This window comes from Daejeonella sp. JGW-45 (assembly GCF_029360805.1).
In the GTDB taxonomy this organism is placed as follows: Bacteria; Bacteroidota; Bacteroidia; order Sphingobacteriales; family Sphingobacteriaceae; genus Daejeonella.
The window spans coordinates 417774-436566 of sequence record NZ_JARKNC010000001.1 but is presented as its reverse complement, the minus strand read 5'-3'; the positions used below and the strand labels follow the sequence as shown (position 1 = coordinate 436566).

18 protein-coding genes are annotated in these 18793 nt (G+C 44.1%); 17 read left to right on the top strand and 1 reads right to left on the bottom strand.

The features are described from left to right. Positions 1-38: 38 nt before the first annotated feature. From nuoF to P2W76_RS01910, 17 genes are all read left to right on the top strand, one after another. Positions 39-1403: an NADH-quinone oxidoreductase subunit NuoF gene (gene nuoF / locus P2W76_RS01990; protein WP_276345795.1), complete on the top strand. Its 1365-nt coding sequence runs from the start codon at positions 39-41 to the stop codon at positions 1401-1403. Continuing rightward, positions 1400-2401 carry a 2Fe-2S iron-sulfur cluster-binding protein gene (locus P2W76_RS01985; RefSeq protein WP_276345793.1) on the top strand — a complete coding sequence of 334 codons (1002 nt, stop codon included), beginning with the start codon at positions 1400-1402 and terminating at the stop codon, positions 2399-2401. The genes nuoF and P2W76_RS01985 overlap by 4 nt, the downstream gene beginning before the upstream one ends. Then, the gene (gene nuoH, locus P2W76_RS01980) at positions 2401-3438 is read left to right on the top strand and encodes an NADH-quinone oxidoreductase subunit NuoH (protein ID WP_276345791.1); all 1038 of its coding nucleotides are present in this window, start codon (positions 2401-2403) and stop codon (positions 3436-3438) included. Before P2W76_RS01985 ends, nuoH begins: the two co-directional genes overlap by 1 nt. Positions 3439-3502: 64 nt before the next feature. After that, positions 3503-4000, top strand: a complete 498-nt coding sequence (locus tag P2W76_RS01975) for an NADH-quinone oxidoreductase subunit I (protein WP_276345790.1) — start codon at positions 3503-3505, stop codon at positions 3998-4000. Between the two features lie 128 nt (positions 4001-4128). Continuing rightward, positions 4129-4632, top strand: coding sequence for an NADH-quinone oxidoreductase subunit J (locus P2W76_RS01970; RefSeq protein ID WP_276345788.1), 504 nt, complete (start codon positions 4129-4131; stop codon positions 4630-4632). Beyond that, a complete protein-coding gene (gene nuoK / locus P2W76_RS01965; RefSeq protein ID WP_276345787.1) occupies positions 4632-4961 on the top strand; it encodes an NADH-quinone oxidoreductase subunit NuoK in 330 nt (109 codons plus the stop codon). Before P2W76_RS01970 ends, nuoK begins: the two co-directional genes overlap by 1 nt. Positions 4962-5018: 57 nt before the next feature. Then, positions 5019-6926 (top strand): NADH-quinone oxidoreductase subunit L, encoded by a 1908-nt coding sequence (nuoL, locus tag P2W76_RS01960; protein WP_276345786.1) that lies wholly within the window; start codon positions 5019-5021, stop codon positions 6924-6926. A 22-nt stretch (positions 6927-6948) separates the two neighbouring features. Continuing rightward, a complete protein-coding gene (locus P2W76_RS01955) occupies positions 6949-8409 on the top strand; it encodes an NADH-quinone oxidoreductase subunit M (RefSeq protein WP_276345785.1) in 1461 nt (486 codons plus the stop codon). Between the two features lie 2 nt (positions 8410-8411). Beyond that, complete coding sequence (locus P2W76_RS01950; RefSeq protein WP_276345784.1) at positions 8412-9791, top strand: NADH-quinone oxidoreductase subunit N; 1380 nt, start codon at positions 8412-8414, stop codon at positions 9789-9791. 45 nt (positions 9792-9836) lie between these two features. Next, positions 9837-10511, top strand: coding sequence for a DedA family protein (locus P2W76_RS01945; protein ID WP_276345783.1), 675 nt, complete (start codon positions 9837-9839; stop codon positions 10509-10511). Beyond that, the gene (locus tag P2W76_RS01940) at positions 10504-11046 is read left to right on the top strand and encodes an inorganic diphosphatase (RefSeq protein WP_276345782.1); all 543 of its coding nucleotides are present in this window, start codon (positions 10504-10506) and stop codon (positions 11044-11046) included. The genes P2W76_RS01945 and P2W76_RS01940 overlap by 8 nt, the downstream gene beginning before the upstream one ends. A 6-nt stretch (positions 11047-11052) precedes the next feature. Next, complete coding sequence (locus tag P2W76_RS01935) at positions 11053-12372, top strand: hemolysin family protein (RefSeq protein WP_276345781.1); 1320 nt, start codon at positions 11053-11055, stop codon at positions 12370-12372. 12 nt (positions 12373-12384) lie between these two features. Further along, positions 12385-13086, top strand: coding sequence for a 16S rRNA (uracil(1498)-N(3))-methyltransferase (locus P2W76_RS01930; protein ID WP_276345780.1), 702 nt, complete (start codon positions 12385-12387; stop codon positions 13084-13086). After that, positions 13083-13754 (top strand): DUF4159 domain-containing protein, encoded by a 672-nt coding sequence (locus P2W76_RS01925; RefSeq protein WP_276345779.1) that lies wholly within the window; start codon positions 13083-13085, stop codon positions 13752-13754. The genes P2W76_RS01930 and P2W76_RS01925 overlap by 4 nt, the downstream gene beginning before the upstream one ends. Position 13755: 1 nt before the next feature. Further along, positions 13756-14256 (top strand): acetyl-CoA carboxylase biotin carboxyl carrier protein subunit, encoded by a 501-nt coding sequence (locus tag P2W76_RS01920; RefSeq protein ID WP_276345778.1) that lies wholly within the window; start codon positions 13756-13758, stop codon positions 14254-14256. 163 nt (positions 14257-14419) lie between these two features. Then, positions 14420-16159, top strand: a complete 1740-nt coding sequence (locus P2W76_RS01915) for a GMC family oxidoreductase (protein WP_276345777.1) — start codon at positions 14420-14422, stop codon at positions 16157-16159. Between the two features lie 4 nt (positions 16160-16163). Continuing rightward, a complete protein-coding gene (locus P2W76_RS01910; protein WP_276345776.1) occupies positions 16164-16847 on the top strand; it encodes a gluconate 2-dehydrogenase subunit 3 family protein in 684 nt (227 codons plus the stop codon). A 66-nt stretch (positions 16848-16913) separates the two neighbouring features. Here P2W76_RS01910 and P2W76_RS01905 read toward each other — a convergent pair whose 3' ends face one another. Next, positions 16914-18515 carry an SUMF1/EgtB/PvdO family nonheme iron enzyme gene (locus P2W76_RS01905; RefSeq protein ID WP_276345775.1) on the bottom strand — a complete coding sequence of 534 codons (1602 nt, stop codon included), beginning with the start codon at positions 18513-18515 and terminating at the stop codon, positions 16914-16916. Positions 18516-18793: the final 278 nt, after the last annotated feature.

Sequence of the window (18793 nt, the reverse complement as noted above, 5' to 3'; positions counted from 1 at the left end):
TCTCACATCTCATCTCTCACATCTCAAATCTAGTTAAGATGGCGCGTAAATTATTATTAGAGCATATTAATGTCCCGGGAATTAATACCCTTGATGTGTATCGTCAGCATGGCGGCTACCGTTCGGTAGAGAAGGCTTTAAAGACTATGTCGCCTGATGCGATAGTTGAAGAGGTAAAAACATCAGGACTCAGAGGCCGTGGCGGCGCTGGTTTTCCTACGGGGATGAAATGGAGCTTCCTCGCCAAGCCTGAGGGGAAGGAAAGATATCTGGTGTGTAATGCAGATGAGTCCGAACCGGGAACTTTTAAAGACCGGTATTTGATGACATACATACCTCATGCTCTAATCGAGGGAATGATCGTTTCCAGCTTTGCTCTGGGTGCCAGAACTTCCTATATATACGTGCGCGGTGAAATGATGCCGCAAATACGGATACTTGAAAAGGCAATCGCGGAAGCAAAAAATGCCGGGTTTTTAGGAAAGAATATACTGGGGACTGGATACGACCTGGAATTATACGTACAACCGGGTGGTGGTGCTTATATCTGTGGTGAGGAAACCGCTTTGATTGAATCACTTGAAGGAAAACGTGGCAACCCCCGGATTAAGCCTCCATTTCCTGCGATCTCAGGTGTGTGGGCCTGCCCAACAGTTGTAAATAACGTAGAAACCATTGCGGCCGTAGTTCCGATCATCAATGATGGCGGAGAGGAATATGCAAAAATTGGTATAGGAAGAAGTACAGGTACTAAGCTGATCTCGGCTTCGGGGAATCTGAATAAGCCAGGGGTCTATGAGATCGATCTGGGAGTTCCGGTTGAAGAGTTTATCTACTCCGACGAATATTGCGGTGGTATAGCCAATGGCAAGAGACTGAAGGCAGTGGTTGCCGGCGGATCATCAGTGCCAATTCTGCCCGCTAACCTTAGCCTTAAAACTGTAAACGGCGAATCCCGCCTGATGAGTTATGAATCGCTTTCAGATGGCGGCTTCCAGTCTGGTTCCATGTTGGGCTCAGGTGGATTCATCGCATTTGACGAGGATCAATGTATCGTCCGGAATACCTGGAACTTTGCGCGCTTTTATCATCATGAGAGTTGCGGTCAGTGTTCCCCTTGCCGCGAAGGCACAGGATGGATGGAAAAGGTTTTACACAGGCTTGAGTATGGTCATGGAAAAATGAGTGATATCGATCTGTTGGTCGATGTTGCCAGGAAGATCGAAGGAAATACAATCTGTCCTTTGGGTGATGCCGCTGCCTGGCCGGTAGCCAGTGCAATACGCCATTTTAGGGATGAATTTGAATGGCATGTAACAAACCCTAAAGAAGCAATGGACCGAAATTACGGTTTAGCAAAATATGCCGATCCCCTGCCAAAGTTAGAGGAGGTAAGTCAATGAGCGAAAAGGTAAAAGTAACGATAGACGGCATCACCATTGATGTCGACCCGGGTACAAGTATATTAAATGCTGCTCGCCAAATCGGGGGGGATATTGTACCTCCTGCCATGTGTTATTATTCGAAGCTTGAGGGGAGTGGCGGAAAATGCCGTACCTGTCTTGTAAAGGTAAGTAAGGGATCTGAAAAAGATCCTCGTCCGATGCCAAAGCTGGTAGCTTCCTGCAGAACCGGTGTAATGGATGGTATGGAGGTCCAGAACATCACTTCACCTGAAGTGATTGAAGCCCGTAAAGGTGTCGTAGAAATATTGCTGATCAATCACCCGCTGGACTGCCCTGTATGTGATCAGGCTGGCGAATGCCATTTACAGGATCTTTCTTATGAGCATGGGGTGGCAAATACCCGTTACGAATTTGAACGACGCACTTTCGAGAGGATTGATATAGGAGATAAGATCCAACTCCACATGACCCGCTGCATTTTATGTTACCGGTGTGTGTACGTGGCTGATCAGCTTACTGATGGTCGTCAGCATGGAATTTTAGGCCGCGGCGATGCTTCTGAGATCTCAACTTATATTGAGAAGGCTATTGATAATGATTTTTCTGGTAACGTGATAGATGTTTGTCCGGTAGGGGCTTTGACCGACAGGACTTTCCGCTTTAAAAACCGGGTATGGTTTACTAAACCCGTTGATGCTCACAGAGATTGCCCTACCTGTAAGGGAAAGGTAACATTATGGTATAAAGGCGAAGAAGTTCTTCGTGTTACCGGCCGGAAAGATCAGTTTGGCGAGGTTGAAGATTTTATCTGCAATACTTGCCGCTTTGAAACCAAGAACACCAGCGATTGGGTGATCGAGGGACCGCGGCAAATTGCACATACATCGGTCATCTCGGCTAATCACTACGAAATGCTTCCCTTACCGGTTATTAAACAGAACCAGGCGCTAATTGAAGCCAACAAAATTGAATTTGACAGAGCAAGCAAGATCTGATGGAAATAGCATTTGTAATAGAGAAGTTTATTTTAATAACTGTTATTTTTTCGGTTAGCCTGGGTGTTGCTGCCTATTCTACCCTCGCGGAAAGAAAGATCGCCGGCTATCTTCAGGATCGTGTAGGGCCGAGCCGGGCGGGCTGGGGTGGTATGTTCCAACCTTTGGCCGACGGTTTAAAAATGTTCTTTAAGGAAGAGATAATACCGGCAGAGTCATCAAAAACACTGTTTATTCTCGGGCCTTCTCTTGCCCTTCTTACTGCGTGTATCGGAAGTGCAGTAATTCCCTGGGGGCAGGAAATCCTCATTGCCGACCGTTTGGTGAGCCTGCAAGTAACGGATGTGAACGTAGGTATCCTGTATATATTTGGAGTGGTGTCTCTTGGCGTTTACGGTATTATGATCGGAGGATGGGCATCAAATAATAAGTTCTCTTTAATGGGGGCGGTTCGCGCGGCTTCTCAGAGCATCAGTTACGAGATCCCAATGGGTCTGTCCATTATTGCCTTACTGCTCTCAACGAATACACTGAGCATGAAGGAGATCGCCGAGCAGCAGCACGGTGCGAACTGGAATATACTTTATCAGCCTCTTGGCTTTCTGATTTTCCTGGTTTGCTCTTTCGCTGAGACCAACCGTACACCATTCGACTTGCCGGAATGTGAAACCGAGCTCGTTGGCGGATATCATACTGAATATTCGGGTTTCAAAATGGGCGCGTTTATGTTCGCGGAATATCTGAACATGTTCCTGGCATCAGCAGTAATGTCTACACTATATTTTGGCGGATATAACTACCCCGGTATGGACTGGGTTAATGATATGACAGGACCTACTATCGGTCCATTGATAGGAATGGGTGTGCTGTTCCTCAAAATATTTGTATTCATCTTCTTTTTCATGTGGGTGCGCTGGACCGTTCCGCGTTTCCGTTACGATCAGCTGATGAATTTAGGATGGAAAATATTGATTCCTTTGGCAATAGCTAATATCGTTATCACAGGTATCGTGATCACGATAGTGGATAAACTTTAATCGCCAGCTGCTTTTCAGAAAGGCGATACATTTAATTTAACTCTGTTGAGAGGATTTAAGGTGTATGGAACCATTAAGTAACAGAAAAAAAGTTTTAGAGCAGAAACCGATGAATTTCTGGGAGCGTTTATATCTTCCGGCGATTTTTCAGGGTATGGGAATTACTTTCATGCACATGTTCAAAAAGAAGGAAACCATTTTTTATCCTGAAGTTGAACGTGAGTTCTCTGAGAACTGGCGAGGTTTACACTCTTTGAAGCGTGATGAGAACGGCGCGGAACGCTGTACTGCCTGTGGGCTTTGTGCGCTTTCGTGCCCTGCAGAAGCGATAACAATGATCGCCGGTGAGAGGCAAAAAGGAGAAGAACATTTATACCGCGAGGAAAAATATGCTGCTGTTTATGAAATAAACATGCTGCGCTGTATCTTTTGCGGCCTTTGCGAAGAGGCTTGTCCGAAGGAGGCGATCTATCTGGACGGCCCGATAGTCCCGGCGGATTACCTGAGGAAGGACTTTATTTACGGTAAAGATAAACTGGTTGAAGATCCGATTGGATCATAAATCAACATAGACTGGTGAGATCCGGACATCCCGAAGAAGTTTCCGCGGTCTCAATTTTTGAATAGCCGGATTTCGGCAGAAATTATACCTTTGCCCCGAAACGGAACGAGGTTTTAAAGACATTATTAATGAGTATATCTCTATTCTATTTTATTGCTTTTCTGTCGATCTTTTTCGCGCTGCTGGTCATCTTTTCGAAGAACCCGGTACATAGCGTGTTATATCTGATCGTTACTTTTTTCACCCTTACAATTCACTATGTCTTGTTAAACGCCCAGTTCCTGGCGATTGTGAATTTTATAGTTTATATGGGTGCGATAATGGTACTATTCCTGTTTGTACTTATGCTTCTAAACCTGAACGAAAACCGGGAAGCGTCCAAATCTACCCTGATCAAGATGATCGGGGTCATCGCAGGAATGTGTCTCATAGTAACCCTGGTCGGATCAGTTAAAGCACTTCACGTCTCAGATCCTTTGATCCTGAAGACTCAAGATCTGGGCCTGGTGAAGAATTTGGGAAAGGTCTTATTCAGCAAATTTCTTCTGCCGTTTGAGCTTTCTTCGCTTTTGCTGTTATCAGCAATGGTTGGAGCGGTTTTATTAGCTAAACGAGATATTAAAAAGGCATAATGGAAAATGTAACTCAAGCAATTCAGGGCGTACCATTAAATCATTATATCATGCTTAGCGCGATCATTTTCGCGATAGGTGTAATTGGTGTTCTTATTCGCCGGAATGCGATAGTAATATTCATGTCTATCGAATTAATGCTTAATGCGGTTAATCTATTGCTTACAGCATTCTCTGTGCACCATAATGATGCATCAGGTCAGGTTTTTGTGTTTTTTATCATGGCGCTTGCAGCGGCCGAAGTTGCGGTCGGCCTGGCAATAATCGTAATGGTGTTCAGGAACACCAATTCGAACGACGTTAACATATTGAATAAATTAAAATGGTGATCCTTCGCTGCGTTCAGCCTGCCTGCCGCAGACAGGGATGACATATAGAATATAAGAATGATAAATTTAGTTTGGTTAGTTCCTTTATTTCCACTATTAGGTTTTCTTATTAACGGCCTTGGCCGGAATAGTTTGCCCAAGAGTGTCGTTAGCTTTACAGCGTGCATTTCCGTGCTCGCTTCGTTCATCGTCAGTTTAGGAATATTCTTTGAACTAAATTCTTCAGAAACAAAATTCTTTCTCATCCCGCTGTTTGATTGGATCAGTGCGGGCACAGTGAACGTGCCATTTTCATTCATGATAGATCCTCTGAGCGCATTGATGTTGCTTATCGTAACAGGAATTGGCTTTCTTATTCATGTATATTCTGCCGGGTATATGTCTCATGACGCGGGATTCGCTAAATTTTTCGCTTACCTGAATCTCTTTATTTTCTTCATGCTCCTGCTGGTGCTGGGTTCCAATTATGTGATCATGTTCATCGGCTGGGAAGGGGTAGGCCTTTGTTCGTATTTGTTGATAGGCTTCTGGTATACAAACTCATCGTATGCAAGCGCCGCAAAAAAAGCCTTTATAATGAACCGGATAGGGGACCTTGGTTTTCTTATCGCAGTGTTCCTCATTTTTACAACATTTAATAGCGTGGAGTTTGCTGTTGTGTTTCCTCTCGCCGCGAATATGCTTGCGGGTGATACGGCGCTAATCATTATAACAGCTCTGCTATTTGTCGGTGCAATAGGAAAATCTGCACAGCTTCCTTTATTTACGTGGCTGCCGGATGCGATGGCAGGACCAACGCCTGTGTCAGCACTGATCCATGCCGCGACGATGGTTACCGCAGGTATTTACATGATCGCGAGATCTAATATATTGTTTACCCTGGCTCCTCAGACGTTATATGTTGTTGCAATAATAGGGCTCGCTACACTTTTGCTTGCAGCTACCATTGCGGTTTCACAAACAGATATAAAGAAGGTACTGGCTTATTCTACTGTATCGCAGTTAGGCTATATGTTCTTGGGCCTGGGTGTAGGTGCGTACACGGGGGCTTTCTTCCATGTTATCACTCACGCCTTCTTCAAAGCGTTATTATTCCTTGGCGCAGGTTCGGTTATTCACGCTATGAGTAATGAACAGGATATGCGTAATATGGGCGGTTTAAAAAAGAGATTGCCTGTTACCTTTCTTACAATGATGATCGGGACAATAGCGATTGCGGGTTTGCCCCCGTTTTCAGGTTTCTTTTCTAAGGATGAGATCCTGGCCCATGTTTATGAGTATAATAAATTGTTCTGGGCTTTAGGTGTGCTTGGAGCCATCTTTACCTCTTTCTATATGTTCCGTATGATGTTCCTGACTTTTAATGGAAAGTTCCGGGGCACTACAGAACAAGATCATCACCTGCATGAATCACCGTCATCTATGACCGTTCCTTTGATCATATTAGCCGTGTTGTCAGCTATCGGGGGCTTTATTGGTATTCCAGAACTGTTAGGTGGAAATCATTGGCTGGCCGGATTTCTTGCTCCTGTGTTCGAAGTGTCTGCCGGGAAAGTACAGCCTTTCAGTTTAGACCACAGTACAGAATATATTTTGATGGCTGTATCCGTTGCAGGAGCATTAGGTTCCTTGTTATTTGCTTACAATCGCTACGTTAAAAATGGCCGTGTCCCTGCAGAAGATCGTGGCGAAAGAGGTACCCTGGCGAAACTGTCATACAATAAATATTATATCGACGAGATTTACAATTCTCTGATCACACGGCCGCTAGATTCTTTATCAGCATTCTTCTACAGTGTAGTGGATAGAAAGGGTATCGACGGTATCGTAAATGGCTTTGGCAAAGGAGCTGTCGAAGCCAGCAAGGGCTTTAGGCTGTTGCAGTCAGGTATGGTTGGCTTCTATATTTTCATGATGGTCGCCGGCATAATCGCTTTACTGGCTTATAGTATTTATAAAGTTTAATAGAGAGAGTAGAACAACATAAATGGATATTTTACTGTTACAAATTTTTATTCCGCTTATTGCTGCAATCGTTATACTGATTTCCGGAAAATCGGTAAAGGGGTCAGCGGGTATACTTTCTTTGATACCGTTGGCGATCACCGGGTATTTGTATGCTAATTTCGTACCCGATGCATCAACGCAGTTCCTGGTCAATTTACCATGGATCCCTCAATTTGGTATAAACTTCTATGCGGGGGTCGACGGTATAAGTATGATCCTGCTTATCCTGACGAATGTTCTTGTGCCGATAATAGTTCTTTCAAGTTTCAAGCAGGATATCAAAAATGAGCAGGCATTTTATGCCCTGGTCTTTTTCATGCAAACCGGCTTGCTATTGGTCTTTACGGCTTTGGACGGTTTTCTGTTTTATGTGGGATGGGAAGTTGCGCTTATACCGATCTACTTCATCTGTGCATTATGGGGAGGCGAAAATAGAATAAAGGTTAACCTTAAATTCTTCGTCTATACGATAGCAGGTAGTTTGGTTATGCTTCTGGCGATTATTTACCTGCATATTCAAACACCCAATAACAGCTACGACATTGCAGAGTTCTATAAACTGGATCTCGACCCGGTAACCCAGGGTTGGATATTCTGGGCATTCTTTCTGGCATTTGCCATTAAGATGCCTGTTTTTCCGTTTCATACATGGCAGCCGGATACCTATACCGAAGCTCCTACCGCGGGTACCATGCTTTTATCCGGGATCATGCTCAAGATGGGCGTGTACGGTGTGATCAGATGGCTTATTCCTGTTGCTCCGCTTGGCTTTCACGATTGGGGGCAGACCGCACTGATACTATCCATTATTGGAATTGTTTATGCTTCTGTTATCGCCTTCACGCAAAATGATATAAAGCGGCTTATAGCCTATTCATCAATCGCACACGTTGGACTTTTATCTGCGGGAATTTTTGCGTGGAATGTGCAGGGTCTACAAGGCGCGATGATCCAGATGCTTAACCATGGTATTAATGTCGTCGGCCTGTTCTTTATTGCTGATATTATTATTCGCAGGATGAATACCCGTGATCTGACCCTTTTGGGCGGTATTGCTAAGCCAGCTCCTGCACTTGCAGCGGCGTTCTTAATAATAGTTCTTGGAACTGTCGGCCTTCCTTTAACAAACGGATTCGTAGGCGAATTCCTTCTGTTGATGGGGGTTTATAATTACAACATTTATTATTCGGCTCTCGCAGGACTGACGATCATACTGGGCGCAGTATATATGCTCCGGATGTATCAGAAGGCTATGCTTGGGAAAACAAACCACCTGACAGCTACTTTTACAGATCTCGACAGAACTGAGAAGTCAGTTTTGTTCATTATTTCAGTTTTGATCATTGTAATCGGAGTTTTTCCGCAACCGGTCCTTCATATATCAGAAGCGGCAGTAAGTAATCTGATAGAGCAGGTAAATCAAAAGATTTTAGTACAGTAAGAATGAGTGCATTAATTACCCTATCCATATTAGCTATCCTGGTTCTTTATCTCGGATTGTATAAGGCAAAAAATGCTTTGTTACCCGTTACTTTACTCGGGCTGGCAGGCTCGCTTGCGCTGGCAGTATTTGAGTGGAACAGCGGGGCGCAGCCCATATACAGCGGAATGATGCTGTTCGATAATTTTGCCATCGCCTTCACATCTATCTGTATATTCTCCACGATGCTTATTCTTTTGATTTCTAAGGATTATTTCGAAAGTATCAGCGATCACGTTGCAGAATACTACACACTTATCCTGTTTTCGCTGGCCGGAATACTTGTGATGGTTTCTTATCATAATCTTTCGATGCTTTTTATCGGCATAGAGATCATGTCCGTCAGCTTGTACATACTTGCGGGTATCAGGAAGGACGATTTTAAATCCAACGAAGCGGCTTTAAAATACTTTCTGATGGGAGCATTTTCCACCGGGTTCCTGCTGTTTGGCATAGCCCTTTTATATGGAGCATCCGGTACGTTTGATCTTGCAGGTATCAGGGATTACGTCGTCGCTAATCACGAGGGTATCTCACCTATGTTCTATACAGGTATAGTGCTGATGATCATTGGGCTCTGCTTTAAGGTGGGTGCCGCTCCTTTTCATTTCTGGACACCTGACGTTTATGAAGGTTCGCCTACGCTGATAACTGCCTTCATGAGTACGGTCGTTAAAACCGCAGGATTTGCAGCATTATTACGATTGTTCTATATCTGTTTTGCCCCTTTACACGATTTCTGGACACCGGCAATTCTTATAATTTCGGTTCTGACGCTGTTTATCGGAAATGTTACAGCACTTTATCAGCATAGTTTTAAAAGGATGCTGGCTTTTTCAAGTATCTCCCATGTCGGCTATATGCTCTTTGCCATAGTAGCTTTAGGAGTTGCTTCGACCAATGCTGTGTTTGTTTATGCAACTGCATATTCAATAGCGTCAATTATAGCCTTTACCGTCCTTATCCTCGTTAAACGACAAACAGGATCAGACAATTTTGATAGCTTCAATGGACTGGCAAGAAAAAATCCATTTATTGCTTTTACGCTCACTGTATCCATGTTATCCCTCGCAGGTATACCTCTTACCGCAGGATTTATAGGTAAATTCATGATGTTCTCCTCGGCTCTGGCTGAATATCAGGTTTGGTTGGTAGGTCTTGCAATAGTTAATTCTGTTATCGGGATTTTCTTTTATCTGCGGGTTATCGTGGCGATGTATTTCCGCAGTGCCGAAAGAAATGAGATCCAGTCTTCTTCTTACTTTAACTTTGTTTTGGGTTTTTCAGCTCTGATAACAATAGTTATAGGAGTGTATCCGGGGCTCATCTCAAACCTTTTCTAAGGCAAACTATTACATAAATATTGTAGCTTTACGCATATTTAATTTATGCACGATATTTGGGACTCCCTGCAACATCTTGTTGATCCTGTAAAATTGCTTCGTGAAGGAGGTTTTTATCTTCTTTTATTTGTGGTTTTTGCAGAGACAGGTTTGTTCTTTGGGTTTTTTCTCCCCGGCGATTATCTGCTATTCCTGGCAGGCATGTTTGTGGCTACACACAGACTCGATGTTTCAATTTACGTACTGATATGCGGACTTATCACAGCAGCTGTTGCGGGGAACTTCGTAGGTTATTGGTTCGGGAAGAAGACCGGCCCCGTCCTGTATCACCGGGACGATTCTATATTCTTCAAGAAGCGCTTCCTGAGGGCAGCGGAGGACTATTATAAAAAGCAGGGTGCATTTGCCCTTATCATGGGCCGGTTCATACCTATTGTGAGAACCTTCGCGCCAATAATTGCTGGTATCGTCCGTCTCGATTACAGGAAGTTTGCTTTTTATAATATCAGCGGTGCTTTCCTTTGGATAACATCATTAACTTTACTCGGTTTCTTCCTTGGCAGAAAATTTGAGAAGGAAATAAACGACTACCTGTTATACATTATCGTCGGTTTTATCCTGATAACAACCATTCCTCTCATCGTGACTTACCTGAAGAGGAAAATGGCAAAGCAAATAGATGAAGAAGAGGAATTAAAAAACCTGAATAAATATGATTAATGACAATCCCTGGCATACGGTTTCGCCCGGCGAAGATACCCCTTCGATCGTAAACTCAATTATTGAAATTCCGAAGGGCTCAAAAGCCAAATATGAAATTGATAAAGATTCCGGGCTCATCAAGCTTGACCGTGTCCTGTTTTCATCAGTAATGTATCCTGCAAACTACGGCTTCATCCCTCAAACCTATTGCGATGATAAAGATCCTTTGGATATTTTAGTGCTGTGTTCTGTAGATGTATATCCTCTTTCAATTGTTGAAGCAAAGGTGGTCGGTGTGATGCATATGGTCGACAACGGGGAGCAGGATGATAAGATTATTGCGGTGGCTAAAAACGATATGTCTGTTAATTATATAGAAGACCTTAAGGAGTTGCCTCCGCACACAATGAATGAGATTGTCAGGTTTTTTCAGGACTATAAGGCGCTCGAAATGAAAAATGTTACTATTGAGCATCTGCTCGGTAAAAACTATGCCTATAAAGTGATCAAAGAGAGTTTGGAATTATATAAGACTACGTTTTTAAACAAGTAATATCCTATGGGTCTCGCTTTATTTTTTACCTTCTTCCTGGTTTTCCTGAATGGCTTTTTTGTAGCCGCCGAGTTTGCGCTCGTAAAAGTTCGGGCTTCACAGATTGAGATCAAGGCAAAAACAGGCAATCGTGTAGCCAAGATTGCCAAGCACATGACCCAGCATCTGGACGGATATCTGGCTGCCACACAGCTCGGGATTACTTTAGCCTCTCTCGGATTGGGTTGGGTCGGTGAGGAAGTGATGACCGAGGTTGTGACTAAATTTTTCAATTTATTTAATGTCGACATGAGTACCGCCGTGGCCACCAATATCGGCCATGTACTTGCGTTTGCCATAATTACTATTTTGCATATTGTTTTTGGAGAGTTGGCCCCCAAGTCGCTAGCTATTCAGCGTCCTATTGGTACCACCATGGGTATTGCATTACCGCTGCATTTCTTTTACCTCCTGTTCCGTCCTTTCATCTGGTTACTTAACGGATTTGCAAACTTTATCCTGAAGTTGCTCGGAATTACTACTATCAGCGGGCATGAAGCTCATCACAGTTCAGAGGAATTACAGTATCTTTTGGATCAGGGGAAAGAAAGCGGTGCGCTTGAGACTAACGAGCACGAGCTTATCAAGAATGTATTCGATTTTAACGAGCGGGTTGTAAAGAACATCATGGTCCCCCGGACCAAGATATCCGGCATTGAATTAAATACGCCACATCGCGAATTGTTGGACCTGATCATCAGCGAAGGCTATTCCCGCATACCTGTGTACGATGACACCATAGATAAAATTGTGGGGATTGTTCATGCTAAAGATATGTTGCCTCTGCTGGCCGACAATAAAGAGTGTGTTCTGAAGGATATTATCCGGAAGCCATACTTTATCCCTGAAACCAAAAAGATCAATGATCTTTTAAGTGAACTCCAGTTAAAGAGGATCCAGATCGCTATCGTGCTCGATGAATTCGGGGGCACGGCCGGAATGGTTACCCTGGAAGATATTATGGAAGAACTTGTCGGCGAGATCCAGGACGAGTACGACGAGGAAAAGCCTATCGTAGATAAGGTCTCTTCGTCAGAATTTGTAATCGATGCCACTGCATCGATATATGACGTAAATGAATATCTTCCTCACGACCTTCCGGAAGACGGCGATTACGATACTGTCGCCGGACTGGTGAGCGAGATATTTGGCAGGATCCCTGAAGTTGGAGAAGCGCGCGAATTCAATGGCTATAACATAACAATTCTAAAGAAAGCTGACCAGAACGTCGAGTCAGTTAAACTTGAACTCGTGATCAATGACGACGATGCTGTTGACATCCGTTAAACGGGCAACATTATGCATATTTTCTACACCCCGGATATAGATTCAGATATTTATATCCTCAGCGAAGAAGAGAGTAAACACTGTGTAAAGGTATTAAGGCTTCAAAAAGGAAGCTCAATACAACTTGTTGATGGAACCGGAGGCTTTTACGAAGCAATTTTAGAAGACCCGCATCCCAAGAGAGCGGTCTTAAAAGTTACAAAGGTTGAGCGCGGCTATGGGAAGCGTAATCATTATCTGCACATCGCAGTCGCGCCGACCAAAAATATAGAGCGGTTCGAATGGTTTTTGGAGAAGGCGACAGAGATCGGCATTGATGAAATAACCCCGCTTATCTGCGAGCGATCGGAGCGTAGGGAATTGAAAACAGAGCGCTTAAACAAGGTCATCACATCTGCAGTAAAGCAGTCGATCAAAGCGTACCACCCGAAGCTGAATGAAGCGATACGGCTCAGGGACTTTCTTTGTTCTGCTTCAGGCAAACACAAATATATCGCCCATTGTATAGAAAGTGAAAAATTCACGTTAAAGGGAAATATAGAATTGAATTCTGAATATCTTGTAGTTATAGGCCCGGAAGGAGATTTTACACCTGCGGAGGTGCGTGAGGCCCTTGATGCAGACTTTTTACCCCTGACACTCGGTAACTCCAGGTTAAGGACCGAAACCGCTGCTCTGGAAGCATGCTTTGAAATAAACTTTCTCAACCGATGAAAAGACTATTAAGCATCAGTCTTGTAACTCTTTTTGTTCTGTTAACCGGAATGGTTTTGTCATTCAAAGCTCCCAGTTACAAGCTTGCCAAGTTAAAATATAATGGTGGGGGAGACTGGTATGCTAACCGGACGGCCTTGCCCAACCTGATCAGTTTCTGTAATAAAAACCTCGGGACTAATTTTGACCGGGAAGAGGCCATAGTAGAGGCCGGAAGCGCCGAGATCTTCAACTATCCTTTCGTTTATCTTACCGGTCACGGTAATATCGTATTCACAGATCAGGAAGCAGAAAACCTCAGAAAGTACATGATAGCAGGCGGGTTTTTACACATTGACGACAACTACGGGCTTGATAAGTTCATCCGTCCTCAAATGAAGAAGGTTTTCCCGGATCTCGACTTTGTTGAATTGCCCTCCAATCATATTCTGTACAATCAGAAATATAAATTTCCCGGCGGTTTGCCGAAGATCCATGAGCATGATGGAAAGCGGCCCCAGGGTTTTGCATTGATCTATAAGGGGAGGATCGTTTGCTATTATACTTTTGAGTGTGATCTTGGTAACGGCTGGGAAGTTGCCGGCACTTATTCGAGCGACTCCGAGGAGACGCGGCAAAAAGCTCTTAGAATGGGAGCAAACCTCGTTCAGTATGCATTAACGCAATAGTATGTTTAAAGTAAAGGTAAATGATCAGTTTAATTTTGAATTGCTGTCTGAAGGCGGTAAAACTTTTGTGAACGGCAATCCTGTTGACCTCGATCTTCTCCATCTTAGTAAAACGTCCCTTCATGTTCTTTATCATAACCGTTCTTTTAATGCAGAACTCGTGGAGATAAACAGGGAAGAGAAAACATGCTCCGTACGTGTTAATTCCAACATATACAAAATCTCTCTTACTGACCAATTCGATGAATTGCTTCACAAGTTAGGAATGGACACCATGAATTCGGCCAAAATAGCCGAACTGAAAGCCCCCATGCCAGGGATGGTTCTGAAGATATTAGTCGAGGAAGGCCAGGAGGTAAAAAAAGGCGAGAACCTGTTAGTACTTGAAGCGATGAAGATGGAGAATATCATTAAATCTCCTGCAGATGTCAGCATAAGATCAATTAAAGTACTCCCATCCGATAAGGTGGAAAAAAATCAGGTGATGATCATTTTTAATTAAAAACGCGTTTCGCCTGCTTAATTTCATTTTAACTGTTCTTCCCCGGAATAATATTCTTTGCAATTCTAAATATTGTTTATTTTCATCTGTTGTTTGCCTGCGGATTTGGACAGATCATAAGGGTTCAGCAAACATTACATAAGTTTTTCATAAACATATTTAGATGGCGATAGAAATTAAAACCAAGGGCGAGCTCTACGATGTTTGTATAGTCGGTTCGGGTGCCGGTGGCGGAATGGCAGTTAAGATACTTACCGAGGCCGGTCTGAAAGTGGCCCTGCTGGAAGCAGGACCAGATTACGATCCCGCCAACAAAGAACAGCAGACACAGCTGAAATGGCCGTATGAATCACCGCGCCGCGGGGCTAATACAAACAGGGCTTTTGGGGATTTTGATGCCGCATACGGCGGCTGGGAGATAGATGGGGAGCCTTATACGAAAACAAAGGGTACCGAATTCGATTGGTTCCGTTCAAGGATGCTTGGCGGCCGTACCAATCACTGGGGCCGGATTTCTTTACGTTTTGGTCCCAAGGATTTTAAAAGACATGATTTTGACGGGCTGAGCGATAACTGGCCGATCGGCTATGACGATGTAAAGCCATATTATGACCGGGTAGATAAAATGATCGGTGTATTTGGAACCAAGGAAGGGATTTACAACGAGCCAGACGGTTATTTTCTGCCTCCCCCCAAACCAAGGCTCCACGAATTGATGATAAAAAAGGCAGCCGGAAAGATCGGGATACCTGTTATCCCATCCCGGCTATCAATTCTTACCAGGCCTGTGAATAACGACAGGGGTTCTTGCTTCTTCTGTAATCAATGTAATCGCGGATGCTCGGTTCACGCCGACTTTTCCTCATCGACATGCCTGGTAAAGCCTGCCAGGAAAACCGGGAACGCCGATGTGTACGTAAATGCAATGGCGCGCGAGGTGCTCACTGATAAAGAGGGAAAAGCAACAGGTATTTCTTATGTCGATAAGACCGATATGCAGGAATACCAGGTTAATGCAAAAGTGATCGTCCTTGCCGCAAGCGCCTGTGAGTCTGCCCGCCTGCTCTTAAATTCGAAATCGTCGGCCCATCCTAACGGGTTGGCAAACTCCAGCGGCATGGTTGGTAAATATCTGCACGATTCTACCGGCTCTTCAAGGGGAGCCTTTATTCCGCAGCTGATGGATCGCAAGAGATACAATGAGGATGGCGTAGGAGGTCTTCATCTTTATATTCCGTGGTGGCTGGAAAACAAGAAGCTGGATTTCGCGAGAGGCTACCACATTGAATTCTGGGGCGGTATGGGAATGCCGTCCTATGGGTTCGGATTCGGCATCGAGAAAACCAATGGTAAGTATCCGAGTATCGATGGTAAAATGAAAGATGCGGGTGGATACGGAGCATCGTTAAAAAATGACTACCGCCGCTATTACGGGTCTACCGTAGGATTTGCAGGCCGCGGAGAAAGTATTCCGCGTGTTGACAACTATTGCGAGATCGACCCCGGAGCAGTAGACAAATACGGTATCCCGGTATTAAGGTTTAATTACAACTGGACAGATCAGGAGATCAAGCAGGCTAAGCATATGCAGGATACTTTCGAGGAGATCATTCATTCTATGGGTGGTGTTGCCAGCGGTGAGAAGCCTGGTGCCGACAGGAAGTACGGACTTGAAGCCCCTGGAAGAATCATCCATGAGGTAGGTACTACGCGTATGGGCGACAACAAGAATACTTCGGTGTTGAACAAGTACAATCAGGCGCACGACGTGAAAAACTTGTTCGTTGTGGACGGCGGTGCTTTTGTTTCCCAGGCTGATAAGAACCCAACCTGGACAATCCTGGCCTTGTCAATGCGCGCTTCGGAATACATTGTTGATCAACTAAAAAAGCAAAATATTTAATCAGATGAATAGAAGAGATTCTCTCAAGGCATTAGCCGTCGGAACAGTAAGTGTTGGTACCTTATTGTCTTCATGTGATAAAAAGGAAGGCCAGCAAGCGGCTGCCTCAGGTGAAACAGGCCTCTATGGGCGGACACCCGAGGAAAAACTTTTTGATCAAAAGCTAATGGCCGAAAAATTCTTCACTCAAGAGGAATTTGCCGCCATTGCTATTTTGGCAGACATAATAATTCCTGCAGATGAACACTCAGGAAGTGCGGGCGATGCTAAAGTTCCTGATTTCATAGAGTTTATCGTTAAAGATCAGCCTAAACTTCAGATACCGTTGAGAGGTGGCTTGAAGTGGGTAGATATCAAATCCTACAAAATGTTTAAGAAATCATTTGCGGACGCAAGCGCCGAGCAGCGGATACAATTGGTTGATCTTATTGCGTATCCTGAAAAGGCACTCCCCGAGAATGCAGCAGGCGTAGCCTTCTTCGACACGATGCGCGGTCTTACCGCAACCGGTTTTTTCACAAGTAAGATCGGCCTTGAAGATATGGGCTACAAGGGTAACCAACCAAATGCATGGGATGGTGTTCCTGATGACGTTTTAAAGCAATTCGGCCTGGAATACGATGCAAAAACATTGGAGCAATGCCTGAAGGCCGAGGATCGCGGGAAGATGATGGTGTGGGATAGTTAGTTTGCAAAATGCAAGGCATAAAAAAGGGGCGGTAAAATCGCCCCTTTTTATGTAATTAAATGTTTTTTACTTGGTCCTCTTTGGAGCCTTTGACTTAGGCTGATTGAACTGCGGTTTTCCTTTAGAGATTATCTCCGGTGCACCAACAAGTGTCATTGCAGAGCGGAAGCCCATCTCTGCACTGGTCTCATCTTGTTGCATAAACCTTCTGGTAGCAGGGTTCAGCCAGTAAGCCCTGTCATTCCAGGAGCCCCCCTTATAAACTCTTGAACGATCATTAACCAGCGTAGTTACCCCGTACAGGTTTGAATTAACTGAATCCAGGTGTCCGCGGAAATCAGGGTTATAAGGCTTTCCTGCTATCGCAGAAGTATCCTGTGCAGCCTGGTTGCTTTGCATTTCCGCCCATGTCTGTTTCTTGCCAGCTTTCGCAGGGTCCTTAATTGGGCGTCCGTACTTGTCTTTCGCGTAAATACCTTTTTCCCTGTCAGCCATCCGCTTATTTACGAATTCATTTCCTCTGAAGGGGTTAAAATCCGCAAAATCCTCGAACGATAGTTTACGATAAACGTCCGCAACCCACTCGTTCACATTACCGGCCATATTATATAATCCGAAATCATTTGGTACGTAAGCTCTTACAGGGGCAGTAATGTCTGCCTTATCATTCAGGTACCCGCCGGTACCCATGTTATCACCCTCGCCCCGTTTAAAGTTGGCGAGTATCATACCCTGTGTTTTCTTTTTTGGAGAACGTACTCCAAGACCGTTCCAGGGATATATTCTTCCGTCTGCAATATTTTCATATTCAGTATTACCAGCCAGAGCAAGGGCTGCATATTCCCACTCTGCTTCAGTCGGTAAACGGTAAGGTTGTTTCAGCACACCATCCTCCAGACGAACCGGACGTGTAGGTCCGCCTTTACCGCCTGTAGTAGAACCGTTGGCGGCATTAGGATTTAAATCCTTTTCCATCTTTTTTCCATCTATGCCCTCGCCCCGGTATTGGCCGTTCAGGTAGATATCAGTATTAAACGGATCGGTAGATGTAGAAACAGAGGTAGCTGCTCCCGCTTTACCACCTCCCGCTAGAGTTTTATAATCCAGCAAATTCCCTCTTTTACGTAAAATATCTTCGTTAACACGGTCTGTACGCCATTCGCAATACGCATTAGCTTGCTCCCAGGTAACACCTACCACCGGGTAATCCTGAAATGCCGGGTGACGAAGGTAATTGTTAACGTAAGGTTCATTATAAGATAAAGGCTGTCTCCAAACCAGGGTATCCGGCAGGGCATTATAATAGTACTCTGCATCATTTGCATAATTCCTCCTGATCCAGTATAAATATTCTAACCAATCAACATTAGAAACCTCGGTTTCATCCATGTAAAATGATGCTACCGTAACTCTCCTTCTAACGTTATCAAATTCATACGCAAGGTCCTGATTAAGGCTTCCTCCCATCACAAATGTACCACCTTCAATAGCGATCAAACCTGGGCCCGGGCCGGCCTTAACTTTATTATTTACCTGAAATCCGCCGTTGTATTTGTCGTTATAGGCCATCCCGGTTTTGGAGGACGCCCCGCCTGTTTTTTTGTTGCACGCGCTCATAACACTTAAAATGCTTATGGCCGCGATAAAAACTAAGGGTATTCTTTTCATTACTAGCAATGTAATTAGAGCATTAATTTTATAAAAATACGAAATATCGATAATATCCCCCAACGGATATTTGTGAGTAATTATTGTCGCCGCATATACCGGCTAAACGTTTAAACGAAAAACTACTGTTAAGGTTACAATACTTATTTTTGAAAAGCCATGTCTCAAACGATTAATGTAACCAGTCAATGTCGTGTTACCTGTCAGGAAGAATATACGTATTAATAGTAAATATAAATATTGATTTTTATAAAATATTAGTACCCAGTTGCTTAAAG

Bases quoted from the DNA above. Each gene is read 5' to 3' on its own strand.
- P2W76_RS01975 (WP_276345790.1), top strand. From the start codon at position 3,503: ATGGAACCATTAAGTAACAGAAAAAAAGTTTTAGAGCAGAAACCGATG.
- nuoF (WP_276345795.1), top strand. From the start codon at position 39: ATGGCGCGTAAATTATTATTAGAGCATATTAATGTCCCGGGAATTAAT.
- P2W76_RS01940 (WP_276345782.1), top strand. From the start codon at position 10,504: ATGATTAATGACAATCCCTGGCATACGGTTTCGCCCGGCGAAGATACC.
- P2W76_RS01945 (WP_276345783.1), top strand. From the start codon at position 9,837: ATGCACGATATTTGGGACTCCCTGCAACATCTTGTTGATCCTGTAAAA.
- P2W76_RS01920 (WP_276345778.1), top strand. From the start codon at position 13,756: ATGTTTAAAGTAAAGGTAAATGATCAGTTTAATTTTGAATTGCTGTCT.
- nuoH (WP_276345791.1), top strand. From the start codon at position 2,401: ATGGAAATAGCATTTGTAATAGAGAAGTTTATTTTAATAACTGTTATT.
- P2W76_RS01970 (WP_276345788.1), top strand. From the start codon at position 4,129: ATGAGTATATCTCTATTCTATTTTATTGCTTTTCTGTCGATCTTTTTC.
- nuoL (WP_276345786.1), top strand. From the start codon at position 5,019: ATGATAAATTTAGTTTGGTTAGTTCCTTTATTTCCACTATTAGGTTTT.
- P2W76_RS01910 (WP_276345776.1), top strand. From the start codon at position 16,164: ATGAATAGAAGAGATTCTCTCAAGGCATTAGCCGTCGGAACAGTAAGT.
- P2W76_RS01955 (WP_276345785.1), top strand. From the start codon at position 6,949: ATGGATATTTTACTGTTACAAATTTTTATTCCGCTTATTGCTGCAATC.
- P2W76_RS01935 (WP_276345781.1), top strand. From the start codon at position 11,053: ATGGGTCTCGCTTTATTTTTTACCTTCTTCCTGGTTTTCCTGAATGGC.
- P2W76_RS01925 (WP_276345779.1), top strand. From the start codon at position 13,083: ATGAAAAGACTATTAAGCATCAGTCTTGTAACTCTTTTTGTTCTGTTA.
- P2W76_RS01985 (WP_276345793.1), top strand. From the start codon at position 1,400: ATGAGCGAAAAGGTAAAAGTAACGATAGACGGCATCACCATTGATGTC.
- nuoK (WP_276345787.1), top strand. From the start codon at position 4,632: ATGGAAAATGTAACTCAAGCAATTCAGGGCGTACCATTAAATCATTAT.
- P2W76_RS01950 (WP_276345784.1), top strand. From the start codon at position 8,412: ATGAGTGCATTAATTACCCTATCCATATTAGCTATCCTGGTTCTTTAT.
- P2W76_RS01915 (WP_276345777.1), top strand. From the start codon at position 14,420: ATGGCGATAGAAATTAAAACCAAGGGCGAGCTCTACGATGTTTGTATA.
- P2W76_RS01930 (WP_276345780.1), top strand. From the start codon at position 12,385: ATGCATATTTTCTACACCCCGGATATAGATTCAGATATTTATATCCTC.
- P2W76_RS01905 (WP_276345775.1), bottom strand. From the start codon at position 18,515: ATGAAAAGAATACCCTTAGTTTTTATCGCGGCCATAAGCATTTTAAGT.